General features: G+C 68.2%; 16 protein-coding genes, 1 tRNA gene and 1 other RNA gene. 14 read left to right on the top strand and 4 right to left on the bottom strand.

The window, feature by feature from the left end; translation table 11 throughout:
• Position 1: 1 nt before the first annotated feature.
• Together AC3WRC_RS04775 and AC3WRC_RS04770 are read right to left on the bottom strand one after the other, a co-directional pair.
• Positions 2 to 520 (bottom strand): hypothetical protein, encoded by a 519-nt coding sequence (locus AC3WRC_RS04775; protein WP_492303083.1) that lies wholly within the window; start codon positions 518 to 520, stop codon positions 2 to 4.
• Between the two features lie 75 nt (positions 521 to 595).
• Complete coding sequence (locus tag AC3WRC_RS04770) at positions 596 to 2,290, bottom strand: sensor histidine kinase (RefSeq protein WP_492303082.1); 1,695 nt, start codon at positions 2,288 to 2,290, stop codon at positions 596 to 598.
• Between the two features lie 164 nt (positions 2,291 to 2,454).
• Here AC3WRC_RS04770 and AC3WRC_RS04765 point away from each other — a divergent pair, with 164 nt between their 5' ends.
• From AC3WRC_RS04765 to AC3WRC_RS04755, 3 genes are all read left to right on the top strand, one after another.
• On the top strand, positions 2,455 to 2,892 hold the full coding sequence (locus AC3WRC_RS04765) for a SufE family protein (RefSeq protein WP_055754061.1): 438 nt from the start codon (positions 2,455 to 2,457) through the stop codon (positions 2,890 to 2,892).
• Positions 2,893 to 2,955: 63 nt separating this feature from the next.
• On the top strand, positions 2,956 to 3,624 hold the full coding sequence (locus AC3WRC_RS04760; protein WP_492303081.1) for a hypothetical protein: 669 nt from the start codon (positions 2,956 to 2,958) through the stop codon (positions 3,622 to 3,624).
• A gap of 216 nt (positions 3,625 to 3,840) precedes the next feature.
• The gene (locus tag AC3WRC_RS04755) at positions 3,841 to 4,341 is read left to right on the top strand and encodes a hypothetical protein (protein WP_492303080.1); all 501 of its coding nucleotides are present in this window, start codon (positions 3,841 to 3,843) and stop codon (positions 4,339 to 4,341) included.
• Positions 4,342 to 4,437: 96 nt separating this feature from the next.
• On the opposite strand, the gene AC3WRC_RS04750 is transcribed toward AC3WRC_RS04755, so the two are convergent.
• Positions 4,438 to 4,513 (bottom strand) — tRNA-Ile (locus AC3WRC_RS04750).
• Between the two features lie 212 nt (positions 4,514 to 4,725).
• Here AC3WRC_RS04750 and AC3WRC_RS04745 point away from each other — a divergent pair.
• A complete protein-coding gene (locus AC3WRC_RS04745; protein WP_165117881.1) occupies positions 4,726 to 5,517 on the top strand; it encodes an SIMPL domain-containing protein in 792 nt (263 codons plus the stop codon).
• A gap of 72 nt (positions 5,518 to 5,589) precedes the next feature.
• On the opposite strand, the gene panD is transcribed toward AC3WRC_RS04745, so the two are convergent.
• Positions 5,590 to 5,946, bottom strand: coding sequence for an aspartate 1-decarboxylase (panD, locus tag AC3WRC_RS04740; RefSeq protein ID WP_017504542.1), 357 nt, complete (start codon positions 5,944 to 5,946; stop codon positions 5,590 to 5,592).
• Between the two features lie 227 nt (positions 5,947 to 6,173).
• Here panD and sppA point away from each other — a divergent pair, with 227 nt between their 5' ends.
• The 10 genes from sppA (at position 6,174) to AC3WRC_RS04690 (ending at position 16,567) form a co-directional block, all read left to right on the top strand.
• On the top strand, positions 6,174 to 7,952 hold the full coding sequence (gene sppA, locus AC3WRC_RS04735; protein ID WP_492303079.1) for a signal peptide peptidase SppA: 1,779 nt from the start codon (positions 6,174 to 6,176) through the stop codon (positions 7,950 to 7,952).
• A 105-nt stretch (positions 7,953 to 8,057) separates the two neighbouring features.
• Positions 8,058 to 8,381 (top strand): hypothetical protein, encoded by a 324-nt coding sequence (locus AC3WRC_RS04730; protein WP_017504540.1) that lies wholly within the window; start codon positions 8,058 to 8,060, stop codon positions 8,379 to 8,381.
• A 13-nt stretch (positions 8,382 to 8,394) separates the two neighbouring features.
• A complete protein-coding gene (locus AC3WRC_RS04725) occupies positions 8,395 to 9,156 on the top strand; it encodes an N-acetylmuramoyl-L-alanine amidase (RefSeq protein WP_066550309.1) in 762 nt (253 codons plus the stop codon).
• Positions 9,157 to 9,188: 32 nt separating this feature from the next.
• Positions 9,189 to 9,577: RNase P RNA component class A (gene rnpB / locus AC3WRC_RS04720), an RNA gene on the top strand.
• A 441-nt stretch (positions 9,578 to 10,018) separates the two neighbouring features.
• The gene (locus tag AC3WRC_RS04715) at positions 10,019 to 10,495 is read left to right on the top strand and encodes a division/cell wall cluster transcriptional repressor MraZ (RefSeq protein WP_492303078.1); all 477 of its coding nucleotides are present in this window, start codon (positions 10,019 to 10,021) and stop codon (positions 10,493 to 10,495) included.
• Positions 10,492 to 11,472, top strand: coding sequence for a 16S rRNA (cytosine(1402)-N(4))-methyltransferase RsmH (gene rsmH, locus AC3WRC_RS04710; protein ID WP_492303077.1), 981 nt, complete (start codon positions 10,492 to 10,494; stop codon positions 11,470 to 11,472). The genes AC3WRC_RS04715 and rsmH overlap by 4 nt, the downstream gene beginning before the upstream one ends.
• Positions 11,469 to 11,918, top strand: coding sequence for a cell division protein FtsL (ftsL, locus tag AC3WRC_RS04705; RefSeq protein ID WP_017504536.1), 450 nt, complete (start codon positions 11,469 to 11,471; stop codon positions 11,916 to 11,918). Before rsmH ends, ftsL begins: the two co-directional genes overlap by 4 nt.
• The gene (locus AC3WRC_RS04700; protein ID WP_017504535.1) at positions 11,915 to 13,699 is read left to right on the top strand and encodes a peptidoglycan D,D-transpeptidase FtsI family protein; all 1,785 of its coding nucleotides are present in this window, start codon (positions 11,915 to 11,917) and stop codon (positions 13,697 to 13,699) included. The genes ftsL and AC3WRC_RS04700 overlap by 4 nt, the downstream gene beginning before the upstream one ends.
• Positions 13,696 to 15,156 (top strand): UDP-N-acetylmuramoyl-L-alanyl-D-glutamate--2,6-diaminopimelate ligase, encoded by a 1,461-nt coding sequence (locus tag AC3WRC_RS04695; RefSeq protein WP_174085217.1) that lies wholly within the window; start codon positions 13,696 to 13,698, stop codon positions 15,154 to 15,156. Before AC3WRC_RS04700 ends, AC3WRC_RS04695 begins: the two co-directional genes overlap by 4 nt.
• Positions 15,149 to 16,567 (top strand): UDP-N-acetylmuramoyl-tripeptide--D-alanyl-D-alanine ligase, encoded by a 1,419-nt coding sequence (locus tag AC3WRC_RS04690; RefSeq protein WP_492303076.1) that lies wholly within the window; start codon positions 15,149 to 15,151, stop codon positions 16,565 to 16,567. Before AC3WRC_RS04695 ends, AC3WRC_RS04690 begins: the two co-directional genes overlap by 8 nt.
• Positions 16,568 to 16,573 lie beyond the last annotated feature (6 nt).

Raw genomic sequence — 16,573 nt, 5'->3', positions numbered from 1 at the left:
GTCATTGACGTTCAGCCTGATATTTCGACGCTTCCGAAGCCCTCACTTCGTAGCCAAGCGGCGTCCGAACGAGGTCTCTAGCCAATGGTATGGCTCCACTAGGCATTATGGGTAGCGCAGCCGTGTCGGGCCAGCGCTGCTTTATCTTCGATATCAAAGAATTTTGTAACTTTACGGACCGCTCAGGGTTGTCACCCTTCGAAAAGGTGATCCAAATGCGTCCGACATGGTCGGCTCCGTCCATTGCCGAGACCATGTTTTCCTCGTCGTTTCCCCTCCAGATCGAGGCGTTAAGGGTCAACGGGGACACGCGCGACAAGGCTCGCAGTTGGTCGTCGGATGCCGCATCCAGGTGATAACCCTGCGCTACTGCTTCTTGACGCATTAACGCCAGAAAGTCGGACTTGTCGGTCGCTGTTGGCAGCGGGACTTCGAAGGCGGCGACTGTCTTTAAGCTTTCGGGCTGGTCAGCCACACAACCGATGCACAGCAGCGCGAGCAGGGGCGAAATTCGAACCATGTTCCATGATCTGACGGATAATGGAGCGGGTCAACGAGCACTTCCCCCCGTTCGCCGGCCACCTCGCCGATCATATCAAGGTTCGACCGTGACCGGCGTCGCATCGACAGCCGTCTCGCTCGCTTCGCCAACCACCATAACCGGCAACCGGATCATCACCGCCGCGCCCTCGCCCAGGGTGCTGTCGATGGTCATGCGGCCCCCGTGCAGTTCGGTCAGGCTGCGGACCAGGGACAGGCCCAGGCCGGTGCCTTGCGCCTTCTGGTCGGCGCCGCCGGCCTGTTCGAAGGGGCGGCCCAGGCGTTGCAGATCCTGCGGCGCGATGCCGACGCCGGTGTCGGACACGGCCAGATCCAGGTCCGGCCCGTCGGCGTCCAGGGTGATGGTGACCGAGCCGCCGGCCGGGGTGAACTTGACCGCATTCGACAGCAGGTTCAGCGCCATCTGCTTCAGGGCGCGGGCGTCGGCGCGGACCTTGATCGGCTCGGACGGCAGGACGGCGGCCAGCTCGACCCCCTTGTCGTCCGCCTGAAGCCGGACCAGGGCGACGGCGGCGGACACGGCGTCGCGGGCGTCGAATGTCTCCATCGCCAGTTGGTAGCGTTCGGCCTCGATCTTGGACAGGTCCAGGACGTCGTTGATCAGGTCCAGCAGGTGGCCGCCCGCCTGATGGATGGCGTCGGCGTAGCCGGCGTAGCGTTCGGGCAGGGGGCCGAACAGCTTCTGACGCATGATGTCCGCAAAGCCGATGACGGCGTTCAGGGGGGTGCGCAGCTCGTGGCTCATATTGGCCAGGAAGCGGGTCTTTCCGGCCGACTGGGCCTCGGCCTCGACGCGGGCTGTCTCCAGCCCCAGCTCGCGGGCGAACTGGGCCGTGCCGTCGAACGCCTGGGCGATCAGGCGCGGGCGGTCCGTCTCATGCTGGAACGGGCCCAGGATCATGACGACGCGGCGGTCCAGGGCGATGCGCGGCGTGAACTGGACCTCGACCGACTGGCCCGACAGGGCGCGGGCCAACGCTGCGGACACGGCCGGGCGATCCGGCGCATGGACGGCCGAGATCAGGCCCTGCTCGCTGAGCGCCAGCACCGACAGGGCGGGCGGCGGCGTTCCCCAGGTCGCGACCGCGCGGCCCGACGGATCGAGCAGCAGGGTCAGGGCCGGCTGATCCTCCAGCAGAGCGGCGATCCGGGCGGCCTCGTCCTCGGCTTCGGCCAGACGACGCTGGCGCGCGCTCCAGGTCAGGCGCATGGCGGCGATGATCGCGCCCATGGCCAGCAGGCCCGAGACGGCGGCCAGCAAGGGGCCTTGCGCTTCCGCCCCGTTCAGCCAGGTCGAGATCAGCCCCGCCAGCAGCGGCAGGGCCACCGCAAAGGCGCCCATCCGGGTCAGACGATCGGCGCCGACGCGGGCGTGATCGAGGGCGATCCCCGCCGCCAGCGGCGTCAGGATCAGGCCGGGCAGGGCGCCGGTGACGCCGCCGGTCAGGCCGGCCGAGGCGGTGGCGGCCAAAATCCACCCGCCCATGACGGCCAGCCTCAGCCCCACGCTGTCGCGCACCATCAGCACGACGCCGAACACGCCGGGGAAGGCCATCAGCAGCAGGGCGGCCAGCGGCGCGTCCTTCAGCCCGTCCATCATCTGGGCCGCCAGCGCCGTCAGGGCCACAGCCACCGCCCAGATGGCATGCCATAAGGCGACCAGCGGGGCGCCCAACGCCGCGTCGTGCGTCGGGTCGTCCTCGAATCTGGCGTGGGCGTCGGGTTTCAAGAAGGGCGGGCCATGGGTTTCGTCTGCGCCCAGACTAGGGCTGCGGCTGAGTCGGTGCGAGGCCGCTCCCCCCTGAGGCGAACCCCATTGCGGCGTTCACCATGAATATCGGGGGACAAAACGGCCGGTTGTCGTTAACAGCCGCGCGGCCTATCTGGCGGCGCATGACCGACCGCACGCCGCCGACCGACACCCTGGACCAGACCCTGGCCGAACTGGCCGAGGATTTCGACCTGCTGGGCGATTGGGAGCAACGGATCGAATACGTCATCGAACTGGGCAAGGGGCTGGCCCCGCTGGACGAGGCCGACCGCATCGAGGCCAACAAGGTGCCGGGCTGTGCCGCCCAGGTCTGGCTGGCGACGACGCAGGACGACGGGCGGCTGTGGTTCGCCGCCGACAGCGACAGCGCCCTGTCCAAGGGCAATATCGCCCTGCTGCTGAAACTCTATTCCGGCCGCACGCCGCAGGAGATCGTCGCCTTCGACGCTCGCGCGGCGCTGGATCGGCTGGGCCTGCCCTCGGCCCTGACGCGCCAGCGCGCCAATGGCCTGAACAGCATGGTCGGCCGCATCCGCGAGGCGGCGCTGGCGGTTCAGTAGTCGGGGGGGTTGCAAGCGCCGGCCCGGCGACCCACGATCGCGGGGTCGTAACCGGGGGCGCGAATGGACCTGCTGAAGATCCTGCGCAGTTTCGAGGAGTTTCTCTTCGAGGCGGTCAGCTGGCTGGTCTTCTATCCCCTGACCCTGTGGCGCATCCTGCGCGGGCCGCTGGCGGCGATGGACTATTCGGACCGCGAGCAGAGCGACAGCGAGGAGCGTCGCTACGACGATGCGCTCAGCCCGCCGCTGTTCCTCTTGGCCACCATCGTCCTGACCAATCTGCTGTCGATGGCGCTGCATGTGCCGCCGCCGCCCGAGGCGACCGACCTCAGCCGCATGGTCTATGCGTCCCAGCAGAACCTGGTCCTGTTCCGCTCGCTGGCCTTCAGCCTGATCCCGCTGGTCGCCGCCGTCACCCTGCTGCGCCATGAGAAGAAGCGTATCGCCCGCGAGACCCTGCGCGCGCCCTTCTATGCGCAATGCTATCTCGCCGCCGTCTGCGCCGCCTTCGTCTCGGCGGGCGGGACCATCTTTCAGCGACCCGAACTGCCCAATGCGGTCGGCGCCGCGATCATGATCGGCGGCACGGCCTGGTTCGTCGTCGTGCAGTCCCGCTGGTTCGCCCGGCGGCTGAACGTGTCAAAGGGGCGCGGCGCCGTCATCGCCGTGCTGGCCCTGATCCGGGCGCTGATCTACCTCCTGGCCATCCTGATCCCCATCGCCCTGATCTGAGCGGACAAAACACAGTGCGATGAGGGCGCTCTTGTCAGCGCATCGCGAAATCTAGGCGGAGGTCCGTCTCCGCGGTGATGGCTGCTTCGGCTTTCGCCCCGTTGCGGACATGCGGAAGGTAGGCTTTCTGCCAAGGGCAGTGATGTCTGGTTCGGCCGGGCCAATGACGGCTGGAGACCAGTTGATGACATCCTGGGCTGCCGATACGGTCAGTCCATGATCGCAGCGCTCGTCTCGACCCTGGCCCTTCAGGTTCCTTCAATCCCGCCCGCCCTGCCTCAGGATCCGGGGCCTGAGCGGAGATCTGCCGCTTCGGCGCTTTTCGATCCCGATCCGAACACGTCTGAGAATAGTTGGGGACTCCAGATTGCTGCGAGCATGTTTGCCGGGGATGTCCTGAGCGAGCGCAGCGCCAACGTTTATGATCGCGACAGTCTTCTCTCCGATCGCTTCATCGCACGCGTGAGGGCAGCGCCAGCTCCGTTGATCGATGAGGCAATCCAGTGTGTCGCAGAGCCTTTAGCGCAAAGTCTTTACGTGCCGGATTTGGAGGCTCTACGGCAGTTCACCCGAAGCCCCGCCGGTCGACGGTTCTGGGATCACTACGTGCAGACGCAGCCCTGGCAGGCTTGCTTCGCCCTTCCAGTACGCGAGTACCTTGAAGCGCATGTGGAGGAAGATTTGGCCGCCGTCATCGCCGAAACGCCGGTCCGCTAGGGTCCGCTTCCCACCCTGAGCAGACACTCGTGACGTCAGGTAAGGGGACGACGCAAAATCACCTGTAACGAGCAGACGGTAGTGGACATTCCAGTGTGGTAGGCCCGGAGGGACTCGAACCCCCAACCAGACCGTTATGAGCGGTCGGCTCTAACCATTGAGCTACAGGCCCCCAAGGCGCGCCCCGGCGGTAGGGGTTTCGCCTAGCAGGCGCGGGCGCGGCTTGCCAAGCGGGGGCGGGCAAGAAGGCGATCTTTCGGCGATTTCACGAAGATGAACGGAAACTGCCAAGGCGCACGGGCGTTGGTTCAGGCGAGAACGGCCAAGGTCGTTGCAACGGATCGGCGAATGCGCCGGTCCCGGATCGCTCACGGAGAAGACTGCATGACCCGCACCCTGGCCGCCGCCCCCCTGAAGACCCTGTCGTTGAAGACCGTCGCCCTGGGCGGCGCCGTCGCCGCCGCCGCCTTCCTGGCCGCCGCCACGCCGCGCGCCATGGCTCAGACGGCCGAACCCATGGGAGCCATGCACATGATGCAACCCGCGCCGTCGCTGAACCTGTCGGCCTATGGCGAGGTCAAGGCCGCGCCGGACATGGCCACCATCACCTTCGGCGTGCAGACTGAGGCCGTCACGGCTCAGCAAGCCATGCGCGACAACGCCACGCAAATGACGCGCGTCGTCGCCGCCCTGCGTCGCGCGGGCATTGCTGAACGCGATATCCAGACCTCCGGTCTGAACCTGTCGGCGCAATACGACTACGTCCAGAACGAACCGCCCAAGCTGCGCGGTTATCAGGCGGTCAACCGCGTGACGGTGGTCATCAATGACCTGAGCAAGGTCGGCACGACGGCCGACGCCGTGGTCGCCGCCGGCGTCAACCAGATCGACGGCATCAGCTTCGGCCTGAAGGATCCGACCGCCGCCGAAAACCAGGCGCGCCAGCTGGCCGTGCGCAACCTGCAGGCCAAGGCCCAGCTGTACGCCCAGTCGCTGAACGTCCAGCTGTCGGGCATCCGCAACCTGACCGAGGGCGGCGGCTATGCGCCCCAGCCGCCGATGCCGATGTTCGCCGCCCGCGCTGTGTCGATGGATCGGGCCGAGAGCACCCCGGTTTCCGCCGGCGAACTGACGGTGCGGATCGACATCACGGGCGTCTACGACATCGCCCGCTGATCGCATCAACCGGATAAAGAAAAGGCCCGCCGTCGCCGGCGGGCCTTTTTGCATTCTGAGAGGCGAAGCGCCTTAGCCAGCGTTCTTGATCGCGTTGGCGTCGTCCAGCAGGACCACGTTCGGGTTCCACTGACGCGCCTCTTCCTGCGGCAGCTGGCCGTAGGTGACCACGATCACCTTGTCGTTCTTCTGCACCAGGCGGGCGGCGGCGCCGTTGACGCCGATGACCTTGGAGCCGCGCGGCGCCTCGATCGCATAGGTGGTGAAGCGCGCGCCATTGGTGATGTTCAACACATCGACCTGCTCGTGCGGATAGATGCCTGCGGCGTCCAGCAGGTCCATGTCGATGGCGATCGATCCCTCGTAATCGAGATCAGCCTGGGTCACCGTGGCGCGGTGCAGCTTGGACTTCATCAGGGTGACCAGCATCGTGCGGTCTCCAGCAAGAAAAACGCGGGGCGCAGGCCCTCGCTCACAGGCGGCTCATATAGGGATTTCCGGGCCTCGCATCAATCCGCACGCTGCGTCGCAGCAATCGGGTGCGGCTGCGAACGCCAGGTCAACCGACGGATTGCACGCGCGTCATTTGACGACGGCCCGCGTCCCCCTATGCTGGCGACGCCATTTCCGGCCTGCGAGCGCGCGTTTTCCCTCCGATGAAGCAATTCTTCCTGACGGTCCTTGGTGTCTTCACCGGGCTGATCCTGTTCGTCGTCGTCATTCCCGTGGTGCTGCTGACGGTCGCCGTCGCCTCGTCGTCCAAGCCGACGACGCCGGCGACCACCGTTCTGGAGTTGGACCTGCGCGGCGGCGTCAGCGACCAGCCGTCGTCCAATCCGTTCGCGGCCTTCGGCAGTTCGGGCCTGGCCCTGACGGACGTGGTCGATGGCCTGCATCAGGCCCAGAGCGACAGCAGCGTCAAGGCTCTGCTGATCCGCCTGCCGGAAAGCGGCATGACGCCCGCCACCGCCGACGAACTGCGCCAGGCCATCCACCGCTTCCGCAATGCCGGCAAGCCGGTCATCGCCCACAGCCAGGGCTTCGCCCCGTCGGGCGCGGTGATGTCCACCTATATGGTCGGGGCCTCGGCGTCGGAGCTGTGGATGCAGAACACCGCCGGCTTCCAGGCCACGGGCTTCTCGGCCGACAGTCTGTTCCTGGGCCGCGCCTTCCAGAAATACGGCGTCAAACCCGAGTTTGAACAGCGCTACGAGTACAAGAACGCCGTCAACGAATACACCCAGAGCGATTACACCGGCCCGCACCGCGAGGCGATGACGGCCTGGATGACGTCGATCTACGACACCGCCCTGGCCAACGCGGCCAGGGACCGCAAGACGACGGCCCCGGCGCTGAAGACGGTGATCGAGGCCGGCCCCTATTCGGCGGAACAGGCGCTCAGCAATCGGCTGATCGACAAGGTGGGCCAGGTCGAAGAGGCCGAGATCGCCATCAAGACCCGCGCCGGCAAAGGCGCCGAGATCGTCGAGTTCGGCAAATACGCCAGCCAGAAGGGCGAACGCACGGGTTCGGGCAAGAACGCCATCGCCATCGTCGGCGGGGAGGGTGCCATCGTCACCGGGCGCGGCGGCGGCGCCCGCTTCGGCGGCGGCTCGTCCATCCATTCCGACGACACGGCCGAGGCCATCTACGACGCGATCGAGGACAAGAGCGTCAAGGCGATCGTCTTCCGCGTCTCTTCGCCCGGCGGTTCGCCCGAAGCGTCCGAGCAGATCCTTGCCGCCGTGCGCGCGGCGCGGGCGGCGGGCAAGCCGGTGGTGGTGTCCATGGGCGCCTATGCGGCCTCGGGCGGCTACTGGATCAGTTCCGAGGCCGACTGGATCGTGGCCCAGCCCACGACCCTGACCGGCTCGATCGGCGTGTTCGGCGGCAAGTTCGTCTTGGCCGATGCGCTGGGCCGGTTCGGCGTCGACATGCGTGAGCTGACGGTGGGCGGGGAATACGCCGACGCCTTCTCGCCGACGCAAGAGTTCACCCCCCAGCAGCGCGCGGCCTTCGCCAGTTCGATGGACCGGATCTACGACGACTTCATCACCCGTGTGGCGACGGGCCGCAAACTTTCGCCGGACCGGGTGCGCGAAATCGCCAAGGGGCGCGTCTGGACCGGCGCCCAAGCCCTGCCGCTGGGCCTCGTCGACCAGTTGGGCGGCGTGACCGAGGCGGTGAACAAGGCCCGCCAACTGGCCAAGATTCCCGACAACGAGCCTGTCCGCTTCAAGCATTTCCCCAAGCAGCAGTCGCCGTTCGAGGCCCTGTCCGAAATGTTCGGCGTGCAGACCGAGGCCGCCAAGGCGCTGGTCATGCTGGGCGGCGTCATGGCCGATCCCCAGGCCCAGGCCGTAATGCGCCGGATCGACAGCGATCGCATGCGCAGCCAGGGCGCGGTGGTTCTGGCCGATCAGCCGGTCTTTTGACGGGGCGCGGCGCACGCGACCGTGCGTCGCGGTCCATTGACCGCAAGCCCCGATGGACCGACATTGCGTGTCAGGCGTTCCCCGGATCGCCTGAAAGGATGATCCATGTTCCAGCCTGAACGTCTCGCCGCCATCGGCCATGCCGCCCGCCGCCGTCCCAACGGCCTGGTGGCGTCCGTCATGTGGGTCGCCGGCATGATCGCCGCCGTCTGCGCCATGGCGGTCGGCGCCGTCCTCGCCGTCTTCACCGCTGCGGCCGTGGCGGTCATCGCCCTGTTCGCCGGCGTTCTGGTCTTTCTGGTCGGTCTGGTCATGCGCACCCGCCGCAATATCGCGCCGCGTCGCCGCAACAGCGATCCCGACCTGATCGAGGCGCACAAGGTGGATGGCGCCTGGGTCGCCTATGGCTGGGAGCGCAACGGCCGCTGAGCCGACGCCGCCCATGACGTCCTACATCGACGCGCCTTCGCCCAACTTCGACGCGCGCCGTGCGCCGCCTGACATGCTGGTGCTGCACTACACCGGCATGCAGACCGGCGAGGCCGCGCTTGCCCGCCTGCGCGACCCCGAGGCCAAGGTTTCGGCCCACTATCTGGTCGAGGAAGACGGCCGCGTCTTTCAATTGGTGCCCGAGGAGCGCCGCGCCTGGCACGCCGGCCGCGGCGTCTGGCAGGGCGAGGACGACTGCAACGCAGCCTCCATCGGAATCGAAATCGTCAATCCCGGCCATGAGTTCGGCTACCGCGCCTTCCCAGAAGCCCAGATCGCGGCCGTCATCGCCCTGATCTCCGACATTCGCAGCCGCTGGACCATCGCCGACAACCGCATCATCGCCCATTCCGACCTGGCGCCGGATCGCAAGGAAGATCCGGGCGAACTCTTCCCCTGGAAGCGTCTGGCCGAGGCCGGGCACGGCCTGTGGTTCGAACCGGCGGCCGAACGGGTTCAGGCCTTGGGCGGCCTGTTGCAAAAGGGCGATCAGGGCATCGGCCCGATGGTGCTCAGCGCCGGCCTGCATCGGCTGGGCTACGGCCTGAAGGCCAGTGGCGACTACGACGCCGCCGTCGAAACCGCCGTCCGCGCCTTCCAGCGTCATTGGCGCCCGGCCCGCGTCGACGGCGTCGCTGACGGCGAAACCCGCGCCCGCCTGGTCGGCCTGCTCCAACTGGCCAGCGCCGAGAGTGTCACGGGCGTATTGAATTGACGTTCGCGCCGCTAACGCGCATCTAGCGCGCGCCAGACGGCTGGGCGGTCGCGGCGGACTTCGCGTCCGTCGAGGAAAGTCCGGGCTCCACGGTGAAAAGGCGGCGGATAACTTCCGCCCGGGGTGACCCGAGGGATAGCGCCACAGAAAGCAAACCTCCGGCCTTGCGAGGCCGGTAAGGGTGAAAGGGTGGGGTAAGAGCCCACCGCGGACCTGGCAACAGGGACGGCATGGCAAGCCCCGCCTGGAGCAAGACCAAATAGGGACATCGCGCGGGCTCGCTCGCGGGGCTCACCGCCTCAGATGTCCGGGTAGGTCGCGAGAACCGATCAGCAATGGTCGGTCCAGAGGAATGATCGTCGCCGATCCGGGCCTCGGCCTCGGATCGGAACAAAACCCGGCTTACAGGCCGTCTGGCATTTTTCTTGGCCTACCGCGCTTCGCGCTGCTTGAGGCCGGCTTTTTTCTTCGGGCCTATCGGCCTTTGGCCCACTTGAGGCCCGTAGGTTGGGCGTTGGCGTCCTGCCTAAGCGCGTCGCTTAATCTGAGTTCGGATTATCCCCGCATTTCAGCGTTCTGGCGGCGGCCCCGCGCTTTTGCGGGCGTTAACCTATTGTCTGGCAATGGAAGGTTAGAACGACGCACAGCCTGTGAATACTTTGTCTGTTCCGTGTATGTTCCAGCTGTTCGAGCGTGCTTAAGTCGTCACACGTCAAAACATGGTTAAATCCTAGCCTTGATCCCATTGAGGCCCATTTCATCCCATGCTATCCCAGCTTCATGATTTGGGGCTGAGAGGCGGGCGCGGCGGGCGTTCGTCAGGGCATCTAGGGACGGGCCGAAGGGCTCGATTGGACAGGGCGTGTTTCTCTCGACCTATGAGAAGCAGCTGGACGGCAAGCGCCGTCTCCTCATCCCCAACGATTTCCGCACGACCGAAAACGGCGCCGCCGGCAGCGTCTTCATCTTCCCTTCGATCGAGGCCGACTGCCTGGAGGCGGGCGGCGACCGCCTGTTCGCCGTCTATGCCGAAATGATCGAAGCCCTGCCGTTCGGTTCCGAGGAGCGTTCGGCGCTGGAGTGGCAGGTGATGGGCGAGCAGGTGCGCCTGGCCTACGATTCCGGCGGTCGGATCACCTTGCCTGAGGCGCTGTGCGCCGAAGCCGGTCTGGGCGACACCGTCGTCATCGTCGGCCTGAACGACCGTTTCCAGATCTGGTCGCGCGAGAAATGGGCGGCCCGCCGCGCCGAACAGCGCGCCCTGGCCAAGGCCGGCATGGCCCAGATCGGCGCCCTGAAGCTGGCGGCCCAGATGAAGCTGGCGGGAGGTGGATCGTGACTGACGCTCCCCCCAATTCTCCCCACGCCCCTGTCCTGCTGGCCGAGGTGATCGAGGCCCTGGCGCCTGCGCCCGGCGACGTCGTGATCGACGCCACTTTCGGCGCCGGCGGCTATACCCGCGCCATCCTGAAGACCGGCGCCCAGGTCGTCGCCCTGGATCGCGACCCGACGGTCCAGCCGCACGCCGACGCCGTCGCCAGCGACTTCCCCGGCCAGTTCCAGCTGATCCGCACCCCCTTCTCGGCTCTGGCCCAGGCCTTTGCCGACAGCGGCAAGACGAAGCTGGACGGCGCCGTCTTCGACATCGGCGTCTCGTCGATGCAGCTGGATCAGGCCGAGCGCGGCTTCTCCTTCATGCGCGACGGTCCGCTGGATATGCGCATGTCCGATGAGGGCGCGACCGCCGCCGACATCGTCAACAGCTGGGACCACGGTCCCCTGGCCCACATCTTCAAACTGTACGGCGAAGAGCGCCAGTCGGGCCGCGTCGCCACCGCCATCCTGCGTCGCCGCGCCGAACAGCCGTTCACCCGCACCCTGGATCTGGCCGAGGTGGTCGAAAAGGCTCTGGGCGGCCGTCGCGGCGCGCCGATCCATCCGGCGACCCGCGTGTTCCAGGCCCTGCGCATCGCAGTCAATGACGAACTGGGCGAGCTGGAGCGCGGTCTGGAGGCGGCCGAGGCGACGCTCGCCCCCGGTGGACGCCTCGCCGTTGTCACCTTCCATTCGCTGGAAGACCGCATCGTCAAGGCCTTCCTGACCGAGCGCACGGGCAATAGCCCCGCAGGCTCGCGTCATGCGCCGATGGCCGTCGATCCGCGCAAGCCCAGCTTCACGCTTCAGTTCAAGGGCGCGCGCGAGGCGGGCGACGAAGAGCGTTCCACCAACCCTCGCGCCCGCTCAGCCAAGCTGCGCGCCGCCGTGCGCACCGACGCCCCGGCCTGGGGTCGGATCGATGGGAGAGCGGCGGCATGACCACGGCGCCCTTCTTCACCTATTCTCGCACCGCCCTGCAGCGTCTGTTCGACTGGAAGGTGCGCGGCGTGCGCTGGGTCGAGATCATCGGCGTGGCCTTGGTCGCGATCATGATCGTGTCGGTCTATGCCGCCAAGGCCGCCGCGGCGCGTGAGAGCAGCCGCATCGCCCAGATCGAACAGGACATCCGTGAGAACGGACAGCGCGTCCGCCTGCTGCGCGCCGAGGTCGCCCGGCTGGAGCAGCCCGCGCGTCTGGAAAGCCTGTCTCGCCAGATCGGCATGGCTCCCGTCGCCGTCGCCCGTCAGGCCAAGGAAGGTCAGCTGACCGCCCTGAAACCCGTCCCCGCTCAACCCGCCGCGTCCGCGCCTGCCGCCGCGCCGGCGCCCGCCGCCGTCGCCGATGACGCACCCGTCCCAACGCCTTCGCCGGAGCCGGCGCAATGAGCGTTCAGGATCATCGCTACCACCGCCCCGCGCCGGGCGCCGATTTCCAGGAACGACTGCAAGGCCGCCTGTCGCCCTTCTGGCGCTGGCTGACGGAACTGGTCTGGCGGCTGGAGCACGGCTTCGAGCGCGCCCGCGCCGACGCCCGCCCGGAAGAGGACACACGCGTCCGCATCTTCCTGATCCTGATCGTCTTTTCCTGCGTCTTCGGCGGCCTGGCCATCGGCGCGTCCTACAAGGCCCTGTTCGCCCCGGCCAATGGGCTGGGGCGCGGCGTCAATCCGAACGCCCTGGTGCGCGGCGACCTGACGGACCGCAATGGCGAGCTGCTGGCCACCAACATCGTCCACTACGGCCTCTACATCGACCCCGCGGAGATCTGGGATCGCGACCTGGCCTATCGCCAGATCCGCCGCGCCCTGCCGCGCATCTCCGCCGAGCGTCTGAAGAAGGTGCTGGGCGGCGACCGTCGTCTGATCGCCCTGACCGGCCTGACGCCTCAGGAAAAGGCCGCTGTCCACGACCTGGCGCTGGGCGGCGTCACCTTCGAGCCCGAAGACCGCCGCGCCTATCCGCTGGGAACCTCGGCCGTCCACCTGATCGGCGACGCCGACACGGGCGGGCAGGGCGTCTCGGGCGCCGAACTGGCCTTCAACGACGAGATCCGCGCTGCGGGTCAGCGCGGCGAGGCCTTCCCCCTGTCCATCGACCTGCGCGTCCAGGGCGTGCTGGAAAACGAACTCGCCGCCGCCGCGATCAAGAACCAGGCCAAGGGCGCCGTCGGCATCGTCACCGACGTCCAGACCGGCGAGGTGCTGGGCATGGCGTCCTGGCCGACCTTCAACTCGGCCGATCGCGGCGCGGCGCCCGACGGCGCCACCCTGAACCGCGCGGTTTCGGGCCACTACGAAATGGGCTCGGTGTTCAAGACCTTCACCGTCGCCGCCGGCCTCGACACCGGCCGGGCCGACATGAACACCCTGTTCGACGCCTCCCAGGCCTTCCAGATCGGCGACCGCAAGATCAAGGACTTCCACGCCCAGAACCGGGTGATGACCCTGGAAGAGGTCTATCTGCACTCCTCCAACATCGGCACGTCGCAGCTGGCGGTGCAGATGGGCCCCAACACCATGCGCGACTATTTCCGCCGCCTGGGCCTGCTGGACGCCGCCAAGATCGAGCTGAAGGAATCGGCCAAACCTGTCGTGCCGCGTCGCTGGGACAACTCGACCCTGGCGTCGCTGTCCTTCGGCTACGGCATCATGATCACCCCGGCCCAGATGGTTCAGGCCATGGGCGCCCTGACCAATGGCGGTCGGATGATCCCGCTGTCGCTGCGCAAGGGCGGCGCCCGCAACGTCCAGCCGCAACAGGTCGTCACCGAAGAGACCTCGCGCGCCATTCTCGACCTGCTGCGTCGCAACGTCGTCAAGGGTTCGGGGGGCTTCGCCGACGCGCCGGGCCTGCGGGTCGGCGGCAAGACCGGCTCGGCCAACAAACTGGTCGGCGGTCGCTATGACCCCAGCCACGCCTTGGGCTCCTTCGCGGCGGTCTTCCCCGTCGATGGTCCGCTGAACGGCAAACGCTACGCCATCCTGATCGTGATGGACGAGCCGGGGACCTATCCCAAGACCGGCGCCTATGTCGCTGCGCCGGCCGTGCACAATATCGCCGACCGCATCGCCGGCTTCCTGGGCGTCGAACGCCGCGACGACCGCTGGCGCACGGCCTCGGGCGAGAAGATCCCGCAATATCAGGACGTGGCGGGGGACGGGCTTTGAGCGCGCTTCACCTGTCTGACCTGCTGCGCCGCGACGTGTCCTCGGACCCCGTCATCACCGGCGTCACCGCCGACAGCCGCAAGGTCTCGCCCGGCGCCCTGTTCGTCGCCCTGCCGGGCACGGCCGCCGACGGCCGCGCCTTCATCCCCCAGGCCCTGGCGCAAGGCGCGGCTGCGGTTCTGGCCCCGACCGACACGCCGGATGGCGCGGCGCCCGTTCTGGTCACCTCGGGCGACGTGCGCCGGGCCTACGCCATCGCCGCGCGCGGCTTCTACGGCGCCCAGCCCAAGACCTGCGTCGCCGTCACCGGCACCAACGGCAAGACGTCGGTCGCCACCTTCTGCCGCCAGATCTGGGCCGGTGTCGGCCATAAGTCCGCGAGTATGGGCACGCTGGGCGTGATCGGCCAGAAGGGCGTCAAGACCTACGCCCTGACCGGCCCCGGCCTGACCAGCCCCGACGCCGCCGAGGCCGCGCGCCTGATGGCCGAACTGGCCGCCAAGGACGTGACCCACGTCGCGCTGGAGGCCTCGTCCCACGGCATCGATCAGCGCCGCCTGGACGGGGTCGCCTTGAAGGCCGCCGCCTTCACCAACCTGACCCAGGACCACCTCGATTATCACGGCACCATGGCGGACTACCGCGCCGCCAAGATGCGCCTGTTCGAAACCCTGCTGCCGCGCGGCCGCACCGCCGTGCTGAACGCCGATTCCGACGCCTATTCGGTCTTCGCGTCGGCCTCGATCATGGCGGGCCTGGGCGTCATGGGCGTGGGCGAGCGCGGTCGCGACCTGACCCTGATCGGCCGTCGCGCGACGCCTGAGGGCCAGCGTCTGACCATCGACGTGCGCGGCGACATCCGCGAAATCCTGCTGCCCCTGGCCGGCGCGTTTCAGGCGTCCAACGCCCTGGTGGCGGCCGGTCTGTGCATCGCCGCCGGCGACCCGGCCGACGCCGTCATCGGCGCGCTGGAAGGCCTGACCGGGGCGCAAGGCCGCCTGCAACGCATCGACGGCGGCCAAGAAGGCCGGGGCGAGGTCTATGTTGACTACGCCCACACGCCCGACGGGCTCGAGACGGTTCTGAACGCGCTGCGTCCCCACGCGACCGGTCGCCTGATCGTCGTCTTCGGCGCCGGCGGCGATCGCGATCGCGGCAAGCGTCCCCTGATGGGCGAGATCGCCGGGCGTCTGGCCGACATCGCCATCGTCACCGACGACAATCCGCGTTCCGAAGACGCCGCGGCCATCCGCGCCCAGGTTCGCGCCGGCTGCCCGGACGGGATCGAGATCGGCGACCGCCGCGCCGCCATCGAAGCCGCCGTCGAAATGATGCGTGACGGGGATGTGGTGGTCATCGCCGGAAAAGGGCATGAACAGGGTCAGATCGTCGCGGGCGTGACCCACCCCTTCGACGACGCCACTGTCGCGTCCGAGGCCCTGTCTCTCTATGCCTGAACACTCCGCCCGCCCGCTTTGGTCGGCCGCCGAAGTCGCCGCCGCCACGGGCGGCGTGCTGCACGGCGACGACCGCCCGATTGCGGGCCTGACCTACAACAGCCGCGAGATCGTCCCCGGCGACCTGTTTCTGGCGCTGAAGGGCGAACGCGACGGGCATCGGTTCGCCAGCGACGCCTTCGCATCGGGCGCTGCGGCCGCCCTGGTCGAACACGCGGTCGAGGGCGGACCTTGCGTCGTCGTGCCCGACACCTTGCGCGGCCTCGAAGCCCTGGGCGTCGCCGCCCGCGAGCGCGCGCCCCATGTGAAGCGCGGCGCCGTCACCGGCAGCGTCGGCAAGACCAGCGTCACCCAGGCCATCAAGGCGGGCCTGGACCTCGCCGGTCCCGCCCACGGCTCGATCAAAAGCTACAACAACCACATCGGCGTGCCCCTGACGCTGGCCCGGATGCCGGTCGAGACCCAGCGCGCCGTGTTCGAGATCGGCATGAATGCGCCCGGCGAGATCGCGCCGCTGTCGCGCTTCGTCGCCCCCCATGCCGCCTGCGTCACCACGGTCGGTCCGGTCCATATCGAGGCCTTCGCGGACGGCGAGGCCGGGGTCGCGCGTGAAAAGGCGACCATCTTCCAGGGTCTGGTCCCGGGCGGTGCGGCGGTGGCGAACGGCGACGTCGCCTTCTCGGCTGTCCTGTGCGACGCGGCCAGGGCGGTCGGCGCGCGCCTGCTGACTTTTGGATCCGACGCCGGCCATGACGCCCGCCTGCTGGACTTCCGGCCGGACGCCGAGGGCGCGGCGGTCGCCGCCGAACTGTTCGGGCGACGCATCGACTATCGCCTGGCCCAGTCCGGCGCCCATTGGGGCCTGAACAGCCTGTGCGTCCTCTTGATGCTCGACGCCCTGGACGTGACGCTGGAGACGGGTCTCGAAGCCCTCGCCGGGTTCCAGCCTCTGGCCGGACGCGGCCAGACGCGCACGGTCACGACGCCGGACGGCGCCTTCACCCTGATCGACGAAAGCTACAACGCCAATCCGCTGTCCATGGCCGCCGGGTTCAAGACCCTGGGCGCGCGCTCGACCTCGGGCCGCCGCGTGGTGGTGCTGACCGATATGCTGGAGCTGGGCGAGCAGAGCCGCGACCTGCATGAAGGCCTCGCCGGCCCCATCGACGCCGCCGGCCTCGACCTGGTCCACGCCGCCGGTCCCGAGATGCGTTGGCTCTACGACGCGCTTCCGGTCTCGCGACGCGGCGTCTGGCGCGCCACGGCGGCGGAACTGGCGGCCGAGGCGGCCCTGCTGGTCGCGCCCGGCGATATCGTCATGGTCAAGGGCTCGAACGGCTCCAAGGCCTCGCTGGTGGCCAAGGCTCTGGCCGATCTTCAAGGCCGCGACACGCCGCCCGCGACGCGATAGAGGACC

The sequence above is a fragment of the Brevundimonas sp. EU05-FHT14B07 genome, from assembly GCF_058790795.1.
The sequence above is the reverse complement of the archived record's forward strand: the minus strand, read 5'-3'. Positions and strand labels throughout refer to the sequence as shown.

Excerpts from the sequence above, each read along its gene's own strand:
- AC3WRC_RS04775 (WP_492303083.1), bottom strand. The coding sequence starts at position 520 with ATGGTTCGAATTTCGCCCCTGCTCGCGCTGCTGTGCATCGGTTGTGTG.
- AC3WRC_RS04765 (WP_055754061.1), top strand. The coding sequence starts at position 2,455 with ATGACCGACCGCACGCCGCCGACCGACACCCTGGACCAGACCCTGGCC.
- AC3WRC_RS04760 (WP_492303081.1), top strand. The coding sequence starts at position 2,956 with ATGGACCTGCTGAAGATCCTGCGCAGTTTCGAGGAGTTTCTCTTCGAG.
- AC3WRC_RS04755 (WP_492303080.1), top strand. The coding sequence starts at position 3,841 with ATGATCGCAGCGCTCGTCTCGACCCTGGCCCTTCAGGTTCCTTCAATC.
- AC3WRC_RS04745 (WP_165117881.1), top strand. The coding sequence starts at position 4,726 with ATGACCCGCACCCTGGCCGCCGCCCCCCTGAAGACCCTGTCGTTGAAG.
- panD (WP_017504542.1), bottom strand. The coding sequence starts at position 5,946 with ATGCTGGTCACCCTGATGAAGTCCAAGCTGCACCGCGCCACGGTGACC.
- sppA (WP_492303079.1), top strand. The coding sequence starts at position 6,174 with ATGAAGCAATTCTTCCTGACGGTCCTTGGTGTCTTCACCGGGCTGATC.
- AC3WRC_RS04730 (WP_017504540.1), top strand. The coding sequence starts at position 8,058 with ATGTTCCAGCCTGAACGTCTCGCCGCCATCGGCCATGCCGCCCGCCGC.
- AC3WRC_RS04725 (WP_066550309.1), top strand. The coding sequence starts at position 8,395 with ATGACGTCCTACATCGACGCGCCTTCGCCCAACTTCGACGCGCGCCGT.
- ftsL (WP_017504536.1), top strand. The coding sequence starts at position 11,469 with ATGACCACGGCGCCCTTCTTCACCTATTCTCGCACCGCCCTGCAGCGT.
- AC3WRC_RS04700 (WP_017504535.1), top strand. The coding sequence starts at position 11,915 with ATGAGCGTTCAGGATCATCGCTACCACCGCCCCGCGCCGGGCGCCGAT.
- AC3WRC_RS04690 (WP_492303076.1), top strand. The coding sequence starts at position 15,149 with ATGCCTGAACACTCCGCCCGCCCGCTTTGGTCGGCCGCCGAAGTCGCC.